The following is a 16,724-nucleotide window of genomic DNA, read 5'->3' on the forward strand; positions in this document are numbered from 1 at the left end:
CGCTTTCGGGTACTACTCCGCTCCGTGGAGGGACCGCAGGTACCGGTGATTGTCGCCGAGTCCCTCGGCGTGCAGTTGCTGCTCCTTGCGGATCGCGCTGAAGAGCTGTTCGGCGCCGGCGACGGATTCGGGCCTGTGATCGAGGATCGGCAGGGGGTGATCGGGCATGAGGCCGAGGCCGGCGAAGATGCAGTAGTAGCTGCCGTTGGTCCAGAAGTTGCGGAACTCCGCCCCGGGATCTCCGTAGTAGGTCTCGGCGGCGGTGTAGGGCTGGTTGATGGGCAGACCGGCCTTGTACGCCTCGACCTTCTCCAGGATGTTGTCGGTGAGCTTCAACTCCTTGTTCGCGCGCCAGAATTCCGTGTCGTTGCGCGGCGAGAAGTAGAAGTGCGCCTGGATGAAGTCACGCGTGTCGTCGAACATGAACTCGATCTCGCGGTTGAACCCGTCGATGAGGGCCTGGTCGAACCGTCGGTCGGGGAAGTGCTTGACCAACTGGTAGATGGCCCCGTACGTGAAGTGGATGCCCGTCGACTCCAGCGGCTCCAGGAAGCAGGAGGCCAAGCCGACGCTCACGCAGTTGCGCACCCACGCGCGGCGGTTGCGCCCCACACGGAAGCGGATGCGGTTGACCTGCGTGGCGTCAGGATCCAGCCCCCACAGGCGGCACAGGTCTTCTGCGGCACGGTCATGGTCCGCGAACTGGCTCGAGAACACGTAGCCGCTGCCGAAGCGGCCGAGCAGCGGGATCTTCCACGTCCACCCGGACTCCATCGCGATGGCCGAGGTGTAGGGCTCGATGCCGTTCTTCTCGTCGTCGTGGGGAACCGAGGTGGCGACCGCGCTGTCGCACAACAGGTGGTCGCTCATGTCGATGAAGGGCTCCTCCATGGCCTGGTTGATCAGCAGGCCACGGAAGCCGGAGCAGTCGATGAACAGGTCCCCGGGCAGGGAGTGTCCGTTCTTCGTCCGCAGTTCGGTGAGGAACCCGCGCTCGTCCTTGAGGACCTCGGTCATCTCGTCCTGCACATGGACGACGCCCTGCTTGCTGGTCGCGTAACGACGAAGGTAGTCCGCGACGAGGTGGGCGTCGAAGTGCCAGGCGTAACGGGTGGCGGGGCCCCCGTCGGCCCACCGGGGCGCCCGCTTCGCGTCCATCATCGCCGGCTCCTTGAAGCAGGCGTAGTCGAACGGAAGGTCGGTCTCGCCCAGGGCACGCTTGCGGTACCAGTAGTGGGACAGCGGGATACCGTCGTGGTTCGGGAGAAGCCCGAACGGATGGTAGAAGTGGTCGCTGCGCCCCTCGTGGGTCCGGCCTTCGGCCTGCGCGGGGCCGGGTGTGCGCCAGTTGATGAACTTGACGGCTGTCTTGAAGGCGGCATTGCACTCGCGCATCCACTCGTCTTCGGGGATGCCGAGGTAGTTGAAGAAGGCGTTCTGCAGCAGGGGGATGGTGGCCTCACCCACACCGATCTTGGGTATGGAGGGCGCCTCCAGGACGGTGATGGTCGCCGTGCCCTGCAGCGCCTTGCCGAGGTACGCGGCGGTCATCCAACCGGCCGTTCCGCCGCCGAGGATGACAACGTTTCGTATCCTGTGGTCTTCCATTTTCTTTCCCATCGCCAATGAGTGGACATGAAAGAGTCGGATGATCGGGCGTAGCACCCGCGAATGATCGTTCAGTCCGCGCGACCCGGCCAAGAGGCGAACGTGCGCAGTCCGTACATCAGCGGCGAACCCTGCAACGTGCCGTCTATGCGAGTGATGCGTCCCAAAGTCAGGACGTGATCGCCGACTTCATGGGTCTCCGTCAGCGCGCATTCCGCCAATGCGAAGGAATCGTCCACCAACCACGGAATTCCGGACGCCCCTGAAGGTTCCCAGTTGATGCGGTCGAAGCGGTCAGGGATCGGAGTGGAGAATATCCGTGCTGCTCGCTCGCCGTGCTCGTGGAGCAGGTTGACGGCGAATGCCCGACTTCGGTGAATCGCGTCGAGCACGGGACTCTCGCTCTTCACGGACACCAGCAGCGTCGGGGGCTCCAAGGTGACACTGACGAGAGAAGAGCAGGTCAAGCCGTATGGCTGCCCTGATGCAGGGCAACGGGTGGTGATCACGGCAACGCCGGTGGGGAAGCCACTCATCAGGTCCGCACCGGCGCGCGGAGAAACAAATGAAACGCCAGCCGATGCCGAGCGACCTCCGGGCATCAACTCCCCCATTCTGTACGGCTGCGTCCTGGTAAAGGCTCGCCACGGCGCGGATATGGCGGATCGCTCGGGATGCTGATGCAGGGCCCCTTGCGGTGTCCGCAGATCGTTCGTGCGCCGTACAGTTTGGGGACTGTACATAGGCCTGGGCAACCCGCACAAGATCCGCTGTCATTGCGTCAGAGTTTGGCCGAAAGGCTTCGAGGATCGCCCAGGCCTGTGATGCGCCTGGTGTACTACGAGTTGCACCGGGGTAAGGTGCGTAGTTGCTGCTGGCGTATGCCACTCGCATGTCGGCGGTGAAGTGCTCGGGGGCGCCGGGACCGGACGGACTTCCCTTGTTGTCGCGCGCTCTGCGGGCTTTTCGCGTTGCCCAGCAAGTCGTCCAAGCCTGTTTGAGGAGTATGTTCCATGACGCAGCCTGGCGTGGGGCCCTCGGTGCCGACCTTGCTCGGGCGGCAGCCACGACCCCCGGCCCACACGGGTTTCGATCGAGTGGCGGTCGTCGTCGCGGCCCCCGACATGAAGCGTTTGGAGATCGCCGTTGCGGAGCAGCGGGAGGATCTCGCCAAGGCGACCGAGTACGCCCATGAGAACGCGAAGTGCTACGCGGACTGGTTCGCCCGGAACGGCCATGCCAGTCCCCTGTCCGGCCAGCTCGGAGCCGTCACCGACGGGCGACCCCTGCGTGGTCCCGCCCCCGTGCGGGCGCTGCTGCACTGCGAGCTGTCCCACGGCGTACTGATGGGTGTGCAGGACTTCGACGCGGTGCGCGGCGCGATGCGGGTGGAGTACGCCGCGGCAGGGGACGAATTCGCGGGCTTTCGGTCCACGGTGACGTGTCGTGCCGGGGAGCCGGTCCTCCGGGACGACGCCGGCATCTTCGCCTCGGTCTTCCAGGGGCCCGACGCCCGTACCGGAATCACGCGCAGAACCGAGCGGCTCCTGTTCCTGATCTTCGACGCGCCGGACCTGAGTCCCGAACGCTTCGAAAGAGCCGTGCACGGTGTCTCCGCACTGCTCGACGAGGCCGGCGGAACTCCTCACGTCGAAAGCTTCGACCTCACATGAGGGCAGACGGGACAACCCGTTCCGTCTGGGACGGACCACTGCCACCCTCGCATGAACGCCGAGTCCTCATCCACGTGTCCGACCGCGATCCGAAGCCTGACGTCGTTTCGGTTGCCCTTGACTGGCAGCAGGCCCGCATCGGGTCGGTATTCGTGTCCGTCGGAGCCGGGCACACAGGAACCGTCGATGACGCCGAACTGGTCCAATCCCTACTGAACATGGGGTACTTGCCGCAGCAGACCACGTTCTACGCGCCCCATGAGGTGCGTCGTCTCCCAGAGCTCGCCGACATAGTGAGAGAGCTGTGGCGGCGATCGGCGAACGACCGGAAGCCAGCTCTTCCCGACGAGCAGGCCCCCGCGGTCGCCGAACTCCTGGCGGTGGGCGCTACCGACACCTTCGGAATACCTCATTCCTTGGTGGACGCGGCCCGTCACACCGCAGCCGGCCTGAACCGACTCCTCGGCTCCAGCGAGCTACCGCTGGCGACCGCGAGATCCTTCTCCTCCTCCTCGACGGACTCGACTGCTGTCTCCGCTCCGGTGTCACTTCCCGGAACGGCGGACACCCGAGCGCGGCGCCCGGACGCCCGTCAGCTTCTCCGCACGGGAGGGGTCGCAGTGACCATGGAGTGTGACCAGTTAGTGAGTCTGCTCTGTGACATCTAGCAGGAGCGCGGCCGGAGGGGACCGGGCGCGCTTTCGCTGAGGCTCGTCGACAGCCCCCACCAGGACCTTTGGAACGCCACCTTCTTACTCCTGGAGTCCTTATGAAGGCACCGTCGGTCGTCCGTGCTGTTCTTGACTTCGATGTGGCGGAGTACGTCTCCACGACGCGCGCGGTAGGGAGGCATCACCTGGATCCCGAACTGCGCAACCGGATGGCAGAGCTGTATCTGGACCTGCGCGACGCACTTCACGGGTCCGACGCCGTGTTCGACCGTCAGGAGCTGCGCGTGCTCCGCTTCGCCGAACTGGCTCTGCAAAGCGAGTGGAAGCTCGCCGATCCTTCGGGCACCTCAGGCGACGCGGGATTGCTGAACACGGTGAGCGGCCCCCGGGGCAAGCGCTACCAGCCCTACGCGAACGTGCGCCTCCTCAATCAGGTACTCGGCACCCGACGGGGTTCCAGCGATGCGTCCATCGAGTATCGCTGCCGACAGACACTGCGCTTCCTCATCCGTTCCTGGCTGGAGTACGAACAGCGCTCGTCGAACGGCACAGAGGTGACGTGGGGGTGGCAACGCCCCCTGACACCGGACGCGATGAGCGAGCGCCTCGAGCGCCTCGAGCGGCTGCGGCAGGAGACCGCCGACTGGCCGACCCTGCCGCGACCCCACCCTGCTCCTCCCGCTCGTTGGCACGACTACGTGGGCGACGCGGGGCGCAGTGACACCCTTGAGTACCTGGTGAACCTGCCCCAGACTCAGCATCACGATGAGAACGCGTTCCTCCGGGTCATCCACCTGACCGAGGTGACGACGTCCGGCATTCTGGCCCGCGTGCTCGGAGCCAAAACGTGGCTGGAAACGGGAAAGCTCCGAGAAGCCGCGATGTGTCTGGAACGCGCCGCCGCCCTCGCGTCCCTGCAACTGGACGTCATGCGGGTGTTGCGCCGCACCATGTCGGTGGAGAACTTCCTCGGCTTCCGCAAGGAGACCGGAGACGCGAGCGCGGTTCAGATGACCTCCTCGCAGGCACTGCATGTCCACCTTCTCGGCGTCCACCCCCTCAAGGTGGAAGCACTTGAAGGAGTCCCCGAGAACGCCTTTCTGCTCTTCCACCTCAACGACCGCTTCCGACCGCTGCGCTCCCTCCTGCATGAACTCCCCGAAGACGCGGATGACTCCGCCCTGGTGCTCACTGCGGCGCGTGATCTCGACGAGGCACTGTATGCGTGGCGCCGACTGCACCTCGGGCTCGCTCATCGCTACCTGCCGAAGGACTCGATGGGCTCGGGAGGCACCTCCGGGGCGCCGTACCTGGCCGGCTTCTACCAGGACCGACTCTTCGACCACGCAGGCGAGTTGACCCCGCACCCGGTACCCGTCACCTCGCCGGCTCTCGACGGCCGACCGGTGTGGGCGCGTGCGATCTTCTCCCCCATGAACTGAACGGGCCAGTTGGCTCAGAGCACGAGGAGAACTTGTGTCCAACGCCGAACAGATAACCCGTCTTCTGGTCTCGCTGCCCGTAGTGATCCTGGCATGCCGTGCCGGGGCCGCGGTGTTGCGTCGCTTCCGACAGCCACCCGTCGTGGGAGAAATCGCGGTCGGGATCCTGCTGGGCCCTTCACTCCTTGGCCGGCTCTGGCCCCAGGGCCGCGGATACCTCTTCCCTCAGGGTGTCATCGACCACATCGAGGCACTGGGACAGCTGGGGCTGCTCGCGTTCATGTTCTTCGTCGGCCTGGAACTGGACCTGGGTCGCCTTCGTGGGAACGGGCGCGCTGCCATCGTCGTGAGCCAATGCAGCATCCTCGTGCCCTTGCTGCTGGGCGCGCTGCTGGCACTGGTCATGTACGGCTCACTGGCACCTCACGGCGTCAACAGGGGCGCGTTCGTCCTCTTCGTAGCTGTCGCTTTGAGTGTCACGGCGTTTCCTGTACTGGCCCGCATTCTCATCGACGACGGGCTCTACCACACACGGCTGGGCAGCTTGGCCATGACCTGCGCCGCCGCGAACGACGTCATGGCATGGTGTCTCCTCGCCGTGGTGGTCGCGGTCGCGACAGGCGGCACGTCACTTGCGTTCCTGATCACCCTGGCCCTGCTGGTCGGTTACTTCGGGGTGATGCTGCGGGTGGTACGTCCCGCACTCGCCCGGGCGAGCCGGCTCAGGCGGTTCACCGTGGGAGGAGAGAGCCAGGACGGCCTCGTTCTGGTGCTGCTGTTCAGCGGGCTGTGTCTGTCCGCGCTGGCCACCGACGCCATAGGGGTGCATGCCATCTTCGGCGCCTTCCTATTCGGTCTCGTCGTACCGCGCCGAACGGTTGTGGTGGAGCGGGCCGCGGCTCGGTTGCGCTCAGTCACCGAACCCCTGCTGCTCCCGCTGTTCTTCGTGACGACAGGTCTGCACACCGACGTCGGGCTGCTCGCCGCCGATCCGCAGCAGTGGCTGTGGTTGAGTGCCGTGCTCGTCGTGGCCGTGGTGGGCAAGTGGGGTGGCGGCGGGGCCGCCGCGCGTCTGAGCGGCATGTCGTGGCGAGAGTCCCTCGTTCTCGGCGCCCTGCTGAACTGTCGGGGGCTGACCGAGCTCATCGTCCTGAACGTCGGCCTCGATCTTGGGGTGATCTCCGGGAACTTGTTCACCATGCTGGTTCTTGTGGCCATGATCACTACCGCGGTCACCTCTCCGATCGTCAGAGCGCTCGGCGCAGGGGCGCCTACCGTGCACACGCACGAGGAAGAGCGGGTCACTGCGCAGGACATCCCTGAGCGTTCCCAGCCAGGATGATCGAGGAGTACGACCGAATGTCAGCCGTCCTGGTCCTCCGGCCGCAGAGCATGATCTTGCCGGCGGCCCTCGACAACCTACCGCAGGTCGGCTTCTCGAGTCCGGGCTGTCGGACGCGGTCCCTTCGGCGGTTGTAGCTCCGTGGGCTCGTCCAAGGGCACAGGCCGACCGGCACGGTCCCAGAAAAGGCGCCCGTGAAGTGCACACCCTCCGGTGACGACCTGCTCACCAACCCCGGCGCACTCCGGCACCTCGGCGAGCTCTGCCCCGACCCACGGGAACGGCTGCTCGCGATGTCGAGGGCGGGACACGCGAGTTCGGGCACCTGGTCGGCGAACTCGTCGAACTGACCCTGGTACAGAGGAGCGAGGAACCTGAAGAGCCGGTCGTGCTGGCCGAAGTAACAGGGAAGACGCCCAGACTGTCACCAACTGGCACGCGCGCCACCAAGACCAGTACTCCCCCGAACGCTGTGGGGAGTACTGGGCCTGTTTCACGCTTCAAGGTCTGGAGACGGCCCGTTGCTGCGCTTCTCTGGTCAGCTCATGCAGCAGAACCCTGTATCCGTCGCGATGCCTTTCACCGTCTCTCATCCGACCTGGCCCAGCCGCCGATCGAGGAGACGGGATCTAGCTGGGCGAACAGCCTCCTATGGACCAGGCGTTGTCGATTTCGTCCGTCGTGCCGAGATGGGTCTCGCCCGGCGGGACACACCTCTTGATGTCGGTCGGCCACCAGTCGATGTCGACCTTGATCATGACCCAACTGCTACCGCAGTGGCCGTAGTACGAATCCGTCTGCGTCTCGTAGTAGCCGCATGCCCTGACGCCCGTCTCTGCGGCCGATGCTGAACCCGGGAGTGCCACAGCCGCCAGCACGGTGGCGACGGCAGCGCCGAAGACCTTCAGATTGGTGTGCACGGGAAACCTCCTGGCCTTGGTGGAGCGTGGGAGTTTCGGTGATCGTATGGTTCGGCCTCAGCGTGGTCTGTGGGCCTGAGAGCAGGCCACACCTTTCGGTCAGCCCCGAAAGTCCCAGATACGGAGCCGGCTGTCGGCGAGAACAGGGCAAGGGCGACCACCAGGCGGGCCGACAGCAGGCGTCTGCGAAGCTCCTCACGACCCCAGGCAGCCACCACACGCTCTACCAACCCCGGGTCGATACACCCAGGTCAGCGGCTCCGGTCCCGATGACTCACCGACATCCGCAGGCACCCGAACCACCCGCGGCGAGCACTGCACGGGAGCGTACGCCGCAGGCTGAACAAGGGCATGGAGCGTTGATGCTGTAGCAGTGCGGGAGCAGCTCCCGTCGCACGATGGTGTGCACGAGGGTGTGCACGAGCGCGGGGCCGCCCACCTGGCGGCGTCGGAGTAGTCGGCTGCCTGCGGTGTGGGCAGTTTGGTCTTGTGCCGGGCAGCGGCGGCGACCAGAGCGACTCAGGCATGCCGAGCGTGCGCCGAATGTCGCTGCACACTCTCCGCGCTCCCGGACGACCGCGGCCGGCCGTCACCGCCGGACGGCGGGGGTGAGGAGTCGGCCAGGACGGGCGGACGCTGCGCCGGCAGATCGCCGCTCAGCAGTGCGGCGCCCAGCGGTGTCAGGGTGTGGACGACGTGGGTGCCGACGCGACGGCTGTGCGCAAGGTCCACCACCCGCAGGGCCGCGACGTGTTCGCTCGCCGAGGGGGCCGAGATGCCGAGACGTCGGGCGATTTCACCTGTGGTCGCGGTGGTGTCCAGGCAAGCCAGTACCCGGGCGCGGGTCCGGCCGATCAGAGTGGCCAAGGCCTCGGGGCGCCGGTCACGGGTGACCTCCGGCGCCCAGGTCGCGGGATGCGCGACGGGGTAGGCAAGGACCTGCGGCAGGGCGGGGTCGGCCAGCGCGATGGGCGTGTTCCAGCAGAAGTGCGAGGGGATCAGCCGCACACCGCGTCCGCCGAGGTGCAGATCGCGGTCCTCGGGGTAACGCACGTGCAGCACGGGAGGACGCCAGATCATCAGTGGACGGAAGGAGTCCAGCAGTCCATGGACCCCGCGATCGCGCAGAGTGCGCGTCCGCAGGGCTCGGTCGGCCTCGGTGGTCCTGGCCGTACCGGCCCAGTCCGGCGCCACGATCGTGCGGTGCACCAACCGGAACGCCGTCGCGACCTCCTCCATCACCGTCCGGTCCCCCACGCCGAGATCGTGCGCCCAGCGCGGCAGCGCGTGAGTGCCGGCCATCCGGTCCAGTTCCCGGCGCAGCCGTGATCGGGGGGTGGAGCGCAGTTCCTCCATCGCGGTCTCCAGGCCATCGGCCGAGGCGCCGGGTGTCAGGAAATCGGGCCAGTAGCTCGCCGAAGCCGGGGCGAGGACGGAGAGCAATTTGGCCGGTCCTGCCAGGCCCTTCGCGGCCAGTCCTGCCCGCGCGGTGCGCCGCCAGTGGGCGTAGACGGGCAGGCCTCGTCTCGGGGCGGTCAGCTGATGCAGGCTCAGCAGGGTCTCCCAGACCGGGTCCGGCTCACGCGCCAAGTGGACGCGAGCCAGGTCCGCGGCTGTGAAGTGAATACGCAGCATTGGTTCTCCCCCGTTGCCGTTGTCACCGCCTGCCGTGCCGGTGGTCAGTCCGGACGGTGCGGCGGTTTTCCAGGGTGGCACGGAGAAGATCCGTCCAACGGTGCGCCGGCGATGAGATTATGGGCCCAATCGATGCAGGGGCCGCTATGGCCGCAGGTTAAGGACGTGCGCGGTGCCTGAACCGGAGGGAACGGCGGAGCCGAGCCTGCATCAACTGCGGCTCTTCCTGGCGCTGGGCGAGGAGTTGCACTACGGCAGGGCCGCCGCTCGCTTGCACATAACCCAGCCGACGCTGAGCCGCCAGATCCAGGAACTGGAGAGGCGACTGGGTGTCCCGCTGTTCTCACGCGACAGCCGCAGTGTCACGCTCACCGACGCGGGCCGTGCCCTGTCGGAGGAGGCGCGGGCGACAGTGGAGTCGATGGGCCGGCTGCGCGCCCGTGCCGGCCAGTGGGCCCGCACACTCTCCGCACATGTGGTGGTCGGAACGGTCGGCGCCGAGGCCGCGATGCCCTACACCCACGCGGTCCTCGAGCACCTGCGCACCCTGCATCCGGCGCTCACGGTGGAAATCCGCACCCTCGGCTTCGCCGAGCACCTGGTCCAGTTGCTGTCCGGTGACATCGACGTCGCCTTCCTCCGGCCCCCTGTGCCCGCCGGAGTCGAACTGCTGGAACTGGCCACCGAGCCGCGCATCGCCTGCCTGCCCGCCAACGACCCGCTGACAAAACGGCCCGAGCTCTTCCTCGCCGACCTCGGCGAGCGGGTCTTCGTGGACGTCCCTCCTGAAGTGCCCCGCGTGTGGTGGGACTTCTGGGCGGTGGACCCGCGCCCGGACGGCAGGCGGGTGCGCTATGGCCCCGTCGTCTCCGACATGGAAGGGCTGCTGCACACGGTCGCCACGGGCCAGGGGATGTGCTTTCTGCCCGCGGCCGCCCGGGAGCTCTTCCCCCGCCCGGGAGTGCGCTACGTCGACGTGGTGGATCTGTCCCCCTCGGTGTCGGCCCTCGGCTGGACGGCCGAGCACCGCGACCGCCCGGCCGTGCGGGCCGTGCGCGAGGCCGCGACCGCCGCGATGGCCGCGGCCTGCTGGGAGCACGCGACGTCCCGCTGACTCGGCTCCCGGGCACGGCCCCGCCGCCGGACGCGGAGAGCGCCTTCGGACCACGAGCTCCGGACCACGGACTCAGGGCTGACTGCCACCGGCTTCGGTCCACGGGCGTCGGGGCACCGGCTTCGGTCCACGGGCGTCGGGGCACCGGCTTCGGACCACCGATTTCGGTCCAGACCGAAAAGGGGCGCGGATCTCTGCGCGGGTGGGCAGGCTGCAATACGGGCTCGGGAGGGAAGTGGAGCCCGCTACCCGCGTCCCTCACAACAGAAGAGACAACAGCTCGCACACGTGGATCGGGCCGAACCAGCGGTCCAGCATGTGGTGCAGGCCACCGGCACCTGGACCGGCCCCGTCTCCACCCGGTCCATCCAGTCCGATCTTCAAAAACGGCTACCGGGACGTCTTCTGCTTCGACACACCCCGGGGCCGGGACGGCACGAGGCGAATCCCGCCATCTGAACGGGGGTCGTCGAGGTCAGACGGCGCGGCGAGTGCCCCCAGCCCCGCCGCATGCCATTGGAACTCGGTACTCCGAACACCACGCCCGTCATGACAGGAAGGGAACCTGCTGTGCGCAAGCGCGCCATGAGCATCCTGGCCGGAGCCGCCGCCTTCGCGGCCACCGTCGTCACCGCTCCCACGGCCACCGCCGAGCCCAACCCGCCGGACTGTCCGAAGGGGTACTTCTGCGCCTACTCGGAGCCGGACCAGCGCGGCACACTGCTGCTGAAAACGGCAGGCAACTGGTCGGGCGAGATCCACAGCGTCGGCTCCGTGTTCAACAACGGATACGTAGCCCCGGGCGCCGACCACATCGAACTCCTCTACGGCTACACCACGTCGGTCCGCGTCATCTGCCTGCACTACAACCCCGGCCCGGGCCAATACAAGGCGAACATCATCTACGCCACGATCGGGAAGGCAACGTGGCGCGGCGAGTGCTGAGCGGTCGCGCCGCCACGGAGGCCACCTGAGCACCTGCCGATCGGCCGGAGCGTCCGCGAACTCGAGGAGACCAGCCGCCTTCTCTCGTCGGCCCCACGGTGAACGGAGGCGGGGCTCTGCTCAGTCGGCGGCCCAGCCCTGGGTGTACTACCTCTACTGCACGCCTCCTCAACTCGCCCGGCACAATCGCCCGTATCCACCGGCACCTCGACATCGGCCCGGGGCGAGGTCTGGTACTCCTTCGCCGGCACCCTGCGCGAACTGGACTACGACGGCGTCGCCACCGCCTGTGCCTGTGCCTGTGCCTGTGCCTGTGCCTGTGCCTGTGCCTGTGCCTGTGCCTGTGCCTGGGAGGAACGCGCCCGCGACTCCTCGGCGTTCATGCTCGACCGGATCACCAAGGAACTCGCCCTCTAATCCATCCGCTGGAGTCCGGCGGCGCCCGGTCCAGCGGCGTCGTCCGAAGAACTCGGCCCGGTCGTGGAAGCCCGGCGTGCGTCGCCAGTATGTCCCGGCACCCGGCACCCGGCACCCGGCAGCGAATGTTCGGCCGGGCAGGGCGGGCGCGGACCCGCGGTGTGCCACCAGCCGGATCGGTATGGCCTGCACGCTGACACATGCGGCTCGCCGATCAGACCGCGCCACCGTCGCCGATCCGGCGGCGCCGGACGCGACGCCGTCCCGCTCCCCGACCAAGGTGGCCCAGCGGGTGCAACCGCAAGGCCGGTGACGCGATGGAAGGCGCGTCACCGGCGGTAGGGCGGCCCTGTACGGGCCCGGGGCCGTTCTACGAGGGGACGATCACGTCCTGCTGGACCTTCCGGGACAGCCGATTGCGGATCAGTGCGAAGACCACCACACCTGCGGCCACCAGGGTGGACAGGACGACCTGGTCCCGGCCGCCGCCGGAGGCGGTGTCGGTGAGCATGTAGCCGAGCACGAACACGATCAGGGCGATGGTGGCCCAGGTCAGATACGGGAAGAGCCACATGCGTACGACGAGCTTCTCCGGGGACTCCGCCTGGATGATCCGGCGCATGCGCAGCTGCGAGAAGCAGATGACCAGCCAGACGAACAGGGCGATGGCGCCTGAGGAGTTGAGCAGGAACAGGAAGACGGTGTCGGGCCAGGCGTAGTTGAAGAACACCGCCACGAAGCCGAAGACGACCGAGGCGAGGATCGCGGTCTGCGGCACGCCCTGACGCTTGGTGCGGCCGAAGGCGGCCGGGGCGTCGCCGCGGCGGCCGAGGGAGAAGGCCATGCGGGAGGCGGTGTAGAGGCCGGAGTTCAGACAGGACAGCACGGAGGTGAGGACGATGAAGTTCATGACCTGCCCGGCGTGCGCGATGCCCAGGGAGTTCAGGGCGGCGACGTACGAGCCGTCCTTGGTGATGGCCGGGGAGTTCCAGGGCAGCAGCGTCAGCACGATGAAGATCGAGCCGAGGTAGAAGACGCCGATCCGCCAGATGACACTGTTGGTGGCCTTGGTGACCGCGCGCTGGGGGTCCTCCGACTCCCCGGCCGCCAGCGTGACGATCTCGCTGCCCATGAAGGAGAAGACCACCATCAGCACACCGGTGAGGATCTTGCCGGGTCCGTTGGGCAGGAAGCCGCCGTGCGCGGTGAGGTTGGACAGCCCCGCGGTGTCGCTGTGCGTGCCGGGCAGGATGCCGAAGACCGCCAGGAGGCCCACCCCGATGAACGCGGCGATCGCGACGACCTTGATCCCGGCGAACCAGAACTCGAACTCGCCGTAGGAGGCGACCGAGGCGAGGTTGGAAACGGTCAGCACGATCATCACGATCAGGGCCCAGGCCCACTGCGGTACGCCCGGGATCCAGCCTTCCAGGATCTTCGCGCCTGCGGTCGCCTCGACGGCGAGCACCACGACCCAGAAGAACCAGTACAGCCAGCCGATGGAGAAGCCGGCCCAGCGGCCGAGCGCCCGGTCGGCGTAGGCGGAGAAGGAGCCGGAGGTCGGGTTCGCGGCGGCCATCTCACCCAGCATGCGCATCACGAGCACGACCAGGGCGCCCACGAGTGCGTACGACACGAGGATGCCTGGTCCCGCGGCGGCGATGCCCGAGCCGGAGCCGACGAACAGGCCCGCTCCGATCACGCCGCCGATCGCGATCATCGACAGGTGACGGTTCTTCAGCCCGGCCTGCAGGCCGGATCCTGCTGGGGTGCCTTCGGTGGTGGTCACCTTGTCGGGGGCGGTAACAGGGGGACGTGTTGTCATCTCGACATCCAGGGGGCTGGCGGGGACAGGGGACGGTTCCGGCGAGATCGGGCGGGGGTGGCCGCATGGATTCCGCCGGGCGTGGCGTGCGGGGTTCCGGGTCAGGCGGTGGGGCCGGGTCGGGGGGTGGCGATCACGGTCGCGGGGAGGGCATGGTGAATCACTGCCGCCGACCGGGGTCCGCTGCATCGGTGTCCCGGTGACGCTCAGGAAAATAGTTCACGGCGATCAAAAAAAACAAGGGTCCGATCGACGGGCCGACGGCTTCCGTGCGCCAACCCCGGGGCGCCCGCGCCTCCCGGACACCCACCCGCGCCCGCATCGGCGTATCCCGCAGAGGCGTCCGACGAGACGCGAATCGCCTGCTCAGAGCGAGGACCGCCCGGCCACCGACCCGGGCCTCCCCTCCGCCCGGGAACCGGCCGCGGCGAGGTCTTGTTTAACTGTTCACCTTGCTCTAATTTTTCCTGCATCGCGGCCCGCCACTCCCCGCGGGACACCCGCGTCGGGCCCCGGCCCGGTTGTTCCGGGCTGCTTCGCACCCTCCGACGATCCCGCACACCTGGGAGCCCCTATGCACCACACCGTGGCGCCATCACGGGAACCACCGGCGCCCCCTCCCCCTCACCCGGAGCCCGCGCGAGCACGCCCCCGGTGGGACGGCCGTCGAGAAGCCGACACGGGACGCCGACCGACGTGAGACCGCCCCCGCCACACGGGGTCCGGCTCGACCGGTCGAGGTCATGTGCGCTACCCGAACCGACGCGCCGGACCGCGGCCATCGCGGGCCTCGACCCCGTACAGCGGGCCGTTAGGGTGGCGTCGTGGTGAATGCAGCGGGCAAGTTCGGGCCTTACAACCAGCCGGGCCCGGCTCGGACGACGCCGGTCACCGGCGTGGGACACGCCCGCGCCCTGCCCGGCGGGGGTCAGAACGGATCCGATCTCGTCCGGTCGAGAATCGCGCTGCGGGTACGCCTGCGCTCCGTGCAGCCCGGGGACCGGCTCCCCGATGCCGGAGTACTCGCCGAGGAACTGGGGATCAGCGAGATCACCGTCCGCCGCGCGCTGGAAGGCATGTGCCAGGACGGTTTGCTCGACCGCCGACGCGGACGGGCCGGCGGAACCTTCGTCGCGCAGGACTGGGACGCCGTCGTAGCCGTGATGCACGACGCCGAGGAGGCTGCCTCACTGGACGCCTTCCACGTGCTCCTCGAATGCGGCCTGGTGGCGCACGGCTCGGGAGAGGTCCCGGCCGAGCGACTGGAGGGGCTTCGGGCATTGGTCGAGGAGACGGAACGGACCGACGACCCGGCACGCCAGGCCGAGCTGGAGGCCCGCTTCCACCTGGACCTCGCGGAGACGCTCGGCGGTGCCGGAATGCGCGAGTTCGCCGCCGATCTGCTCGGCCGGCTCTGCCTGCTGCTGCCCGTGCCGCACCCTGCGGCGCTTCGGGCACAGAACCTCTGCCACGCCGAACTGCTCGCCGAACTGGGCCGGGGTGCGACCGATCCGGCCGTGCAGGCGGTGAAGGCCCACCAGCGCTCCCGGCACCGCTGACGCCCGGTCCCCTGCACTGACCACGCCCCACGCACAAGGAGTTGCCGCCATGCCCGACCCCGCAGCAGGCCCGCTGTCCCCACCGGGGCCCGCCGGCGGCGCGCCGCAGCGGTTGCGGGGTGGCGTCCTCGGCATGGCGGACATCGCCGCCGCCACGATGGCCAACGTCGGCCCGGCCATGAGCTTCTTCTTCGGTTTCGCCTTCCTTGCCACCACCGCGGGCGTGGCCTCACCGCTGACCATCGTCGCCGCGGGCATCGCGGTCGCACTGCTCGGCAACACCCTGGCGGAGTTCTCCCGTGCACACCCTTCGGCGGGCAGCTTCACCACCTTCGTGGGCAAGACCTTCGGGCCGGTCAGCGCGGTGACCACCGCGCTGCTGGCGGGGCTGGGCTACATCATCGCGATGGCCTCCGTCATCGCCATCTCCGGCGGGTTCGTGCAGATCACCCTGCACCACTACACCGGCGTGGACCTGCCGTGGATCATCTGGACGCTGCTGCTCACCGGGCTGGCGGTGGGGCTGATGCTGCGCGGGGTGGTGGTCTCCACCAAGTGGGCCGGCTACTTCTTCGGCGTGGAGATGCTGGTCCTGGCCGTCGTCTCGGTCGCGGCGCTCGTGGAACACCGCGGCTCCCTCTCCCTCGATCCGTTCCTGCCCAGCCACATCAGCCACGGCTTCAGGGGACTCGCGGCCGGTTTCCCGCTGGCGGTGTACCTGTTCGTCGGTTGGGAGAACTCGGCCGCGCTCGCCGAGGAGACCGAGAACCCGCGGCGCAATGTCGGCCGCGCGGTGTTCTCCTCCATCGCGATCATGACGGTGAGCTACGTCGTCTTCGCCTACGCCACGGTGACCGGATTCGGCTACGACGTGAACAGACTCGGCGCCTCCCCGATCCCCTTCGTCGAGGTGGCCCAACACACCCTCGGAGCAATGGCGTTCCTCACCTACCTGGGCGGTCTGACCTCCACCCTCGGCGTGCTCATCGCCGGCATCAACTCCCAGGCCCGTCTGGTGTTCAACGCCGGACGCGAGGGCCTGCTCCCGTCCTTCTTCGGCTACGTGCACCCCACCCGCCGTACACCGAACAACGCGATCATCACCTTCGCCACCACCGCCTTGCTGATCATCGGCGGCTGGGGCCTGGGCCACCTGCTGGGCTCGGGCGACGGCTCGATGAACCCGGTGGTCTTCTTCACCGAGTCCTCGACCCTCGGCACCATCCTGATCCTGCTGGTCTACCTGGCCTCGAACGTCGCCCTGCCGCTGTACTACCGCAGGTACCGGCCGCAGGAGTTCCGGGTGGTACGACACCTGGTGCTGCCCACGCTCGGCACGCTGGCCATCCTGGTCCCGCTGTACTACCTCGCCAAGCCGGGCCAGCCCGGACCGTACAACTGGTTCCCCTACGCGGCGCTGGCCGCCCTGCTCGCCGCCGTCGCCTACGCGGCCCTCTTGGTCCGCCGCGACCCGACCCTGGCCGATCGCATCGGCTCCGTCGTCGCCGACGCGGACTGACCGACATCATTGCTCCTGCCGTAAGGGGTTCGAGAGGGCAAGTGGAGCCGCTCC

14 protein-coding genes and 1 pseudogene are annotated in these 16,724 nt (G+C 68.1%); 10 read left to right on the forward strand and 5 right to left on the reverse strand.

All coding sequences use genetic code 11. The features are described from left to right. Nucleotides 1-12 precede the first annotated feature (12 nt). Both ABZT02_RS10860 and ABZT02_RS10865 read right to left on the reverse strand, forming a co-directional pair. Nucleotides 13-1,608, reverse strand: coding sequence for a tryptophan halogenase family protein (locus ABZT02_RS10860; RefSeq protein WP_356016370.1), 1,596 nt, complete (start codon nucleotides 1,606-1,608; stop codon nucleotides 13-15). Nucleotides 1,609-1,679: 71 nt separating this feature from the next. Further along, nucleotides 1,680-2,222: a flavin reductase family protein gene (locus ABZT02_RS10865; RefSeq protein ID WP_356016372.1), complete on the reverse strand. Its 543-nt coding sequence runs from the start codon at nucleotides 2,220-2,222 to the stop codon at nucleotides 1,680-1,682. 399 nt (nucleotides 2,223-2,621) lie between these two features. On the opposite strand from ABZT02_RS10865, the gene ABZT02_RS10870 reads away from it, so the two are divergent. The 5 genes from ABZT02_RS10870 to ABZT02_RS10890 all read left to right on the forward strand — a co-directional run bounded on the left by ABZT02_RS10870 (nucleotide 2,622) and on the right by ABZT02_RS10890 (nucleotide 7,086). After that, a complete protein-coding gene (locus tag ABZT02_RS10870) occupies nucleotides 2,622-3,281 on the forward strand; it encodes a hypothetical protein (RefSeq protein ID WP_356016374.1) in 660 nt (219 codons plus the stop codon). Nucleotides 3,282-3,355: 74 nt separating this feature from the next. Then, the gene (locus tag ABZT02_RS10875) at nucleotides 3,356-3,949 is read left to right on the forward strand and encodes a hypothetical protein (RefSeq protein WP_356016376.1); all 594 of its coding nucleotides are present in this window, start codon (nucleotides 3,356-3,358) and stop codon (nucleotides 3,947-3,949) included. 101 nt (nucleotides 3,950-4,050) lie between these two features. Beyond that, on the forward strand, nucleotides 4,051-5,394 hold the full coding sequence (locus ABZT02_RS10880; RefSeq protein WP_356016377.1) for a hypothetical protein: 1,344 nt from the start codon (nucleotides 4,051-4,053) through the stop codon (nucleotides 5,392-5,394). 34 nt (nucleotides 5,395-5,428) lie between these two features. After that, nucleotides 5,429-6,736, forward strand: coding sequence for a cation:proton antiporter (locus tag ABZT02_RS10885; RefSeq protein WP_356016379.1), 1,308 nt, complete (start codon nucleotides 5,429-5,431; stop codon nucleotides 6,734-6,736). A gap of 194 nt (nucleotides 6,737-6,930) precedes the next feature. Continuing rightward, nucleotides 6,931-7,086, forward strand: a complete 156-nt coding sequence (locus ABZT02_RS10890) for a hypothetical protein (RefSeq protein WP_356016381.1) — start codon at nucleotides 6,931-6,933, stop codon at nucleotides 7,084-7,086. Between the two features lie 279 nt (nucleotides 7,087-7,365). On the opposite strand, the gene ABZT02_RS10895 is transcribed toward ABZT02_RS10890, so the two are convergent. After that, nucleotides 7,366-7,656 (reverse strand): DUF6355 family natural product biosynthesis protein, encoded by a 291-nt coding sequence (locus tag ABZT02_RS10895; protein WP_356016382.1) that lies wholly within the window; start codon nucleotides 7,654-7,656, stop codon nucleotides 7,366-7,368. A gap of 519 nt (nucleotides 7,657-8,175) precedes the next feature. Beyond that, nucleotides 8,176-9,291, reverse strand: a complete 1,116-nt coding sequence (locus ABZT02_RS10900) for a winged helix-turn-helix domain-containing protein (RefSeq protein ID WP_356016384.1) — start codon at nucleotides 9,289-9,291, stop codon at nucleotides 8,176-8,178. 172 nt (nucleotides 9,292-9,463) lie between these two features. Between ABZT02_RS10900 and ABZT02_RS10905 the strand changes: the two genes are divergently transcribed. From ABZT02_RS10905 to ABZT02_RS10915, 3 genes and pseudogenes are all read left to right on the forward strand, one after another. Further along, a complete protein-coding gene (locus ABZT02_RS10905) occupies nucleotides 9,464-10,405 on the forward strand; it encodes a LysR substrate-binding domain-containing protein (protein ID WP_356016386.1) in 942 nt (313 codons plus the stop codon). Between the two features lie 570 nt (nucleotides 10,406-10,975). Next, nucleotides 10,976-11,350, forward strand: coding sequence for a peptidase inhibitor family I36 protein (locus ABZT02_RS10910; protein WP_356016387.1), 375 nt, complete (start codon nucleotides 10,976-10,978; stop codon nucleotides 11,348-11,350). Between the two features lie 164 nt (nucleotides 11,351-11,514). Beyond that, a pseudogene (locus tag ABZT02_RS10915) lies at nucleotides 11,515-11,767 on the forward strand (hypothetical protein); the annotation flags it as partial. Between the two features lie 370 nt (nucleotides 11,768-12,137). Here ABZT02_RS10915 and ABZT02_RS10920 read toward each other — a convergent pair. Next, the gene (locus ABZT02_RS10920; protein ID WP_356016388.1) at nucleotides 12,138-13,592 is read right to left on the reverse strand and encodes an amino acid permease; all 1,455 of its coding nucleotides are present in this window, start codon (nucleotides 13,590-13,592) and stop codon (nucleotides 12,138-12,140) included. Nucleotides 13,593-14,416: 824 nt separating this feature from the next. On the opposite strand from ABZT02_RS10920, the gene ABZT02_RS10925 reads away from it, so the two are divergent. Both ABZT02_RS10925 and ABZT02_RS10930 read left to right on the forward strand, forming a co-directional pair. Continuing rightward, nucleotides 14,417-15,151 (forward strand): GntR family transcriptional regulator, encoded by a 735-nt coding sequence (locus ABZT02_RS10925; RefSeq protein ID WP_356016390.1) that lies wholly within the window; start codon nucleotides 14,417-14,419, stop codon nucleotides 15,149-15,151. A gap of 49 nt (nucleotides 15,152-15,200) precedes the next feature. Continuing rightward, nucleotides 15,201-16,670, forward strand: coding sequence for an APC family permease (locus tag ABZT02_RS10930; RefSeq protein ID WP_356016392.1), 1,470 nt, complete (start codon nucleotides 15,201-15,203; stop codon nucleotides 16,668-16,670). The last annotated feature ends 54 nt before the right edge of the window (nucleotides 16,671-16,724 follow it).

The organism is Streptomyces sp. NPDC005402, from assembly GCF_040606575.1.
In the GTDB taxonomy this organism is placed as follows: Bacteria; Actinomycetota; Actinomycetes; order Streptomycetales; family Streptomycetaceae; genus Streptomyces.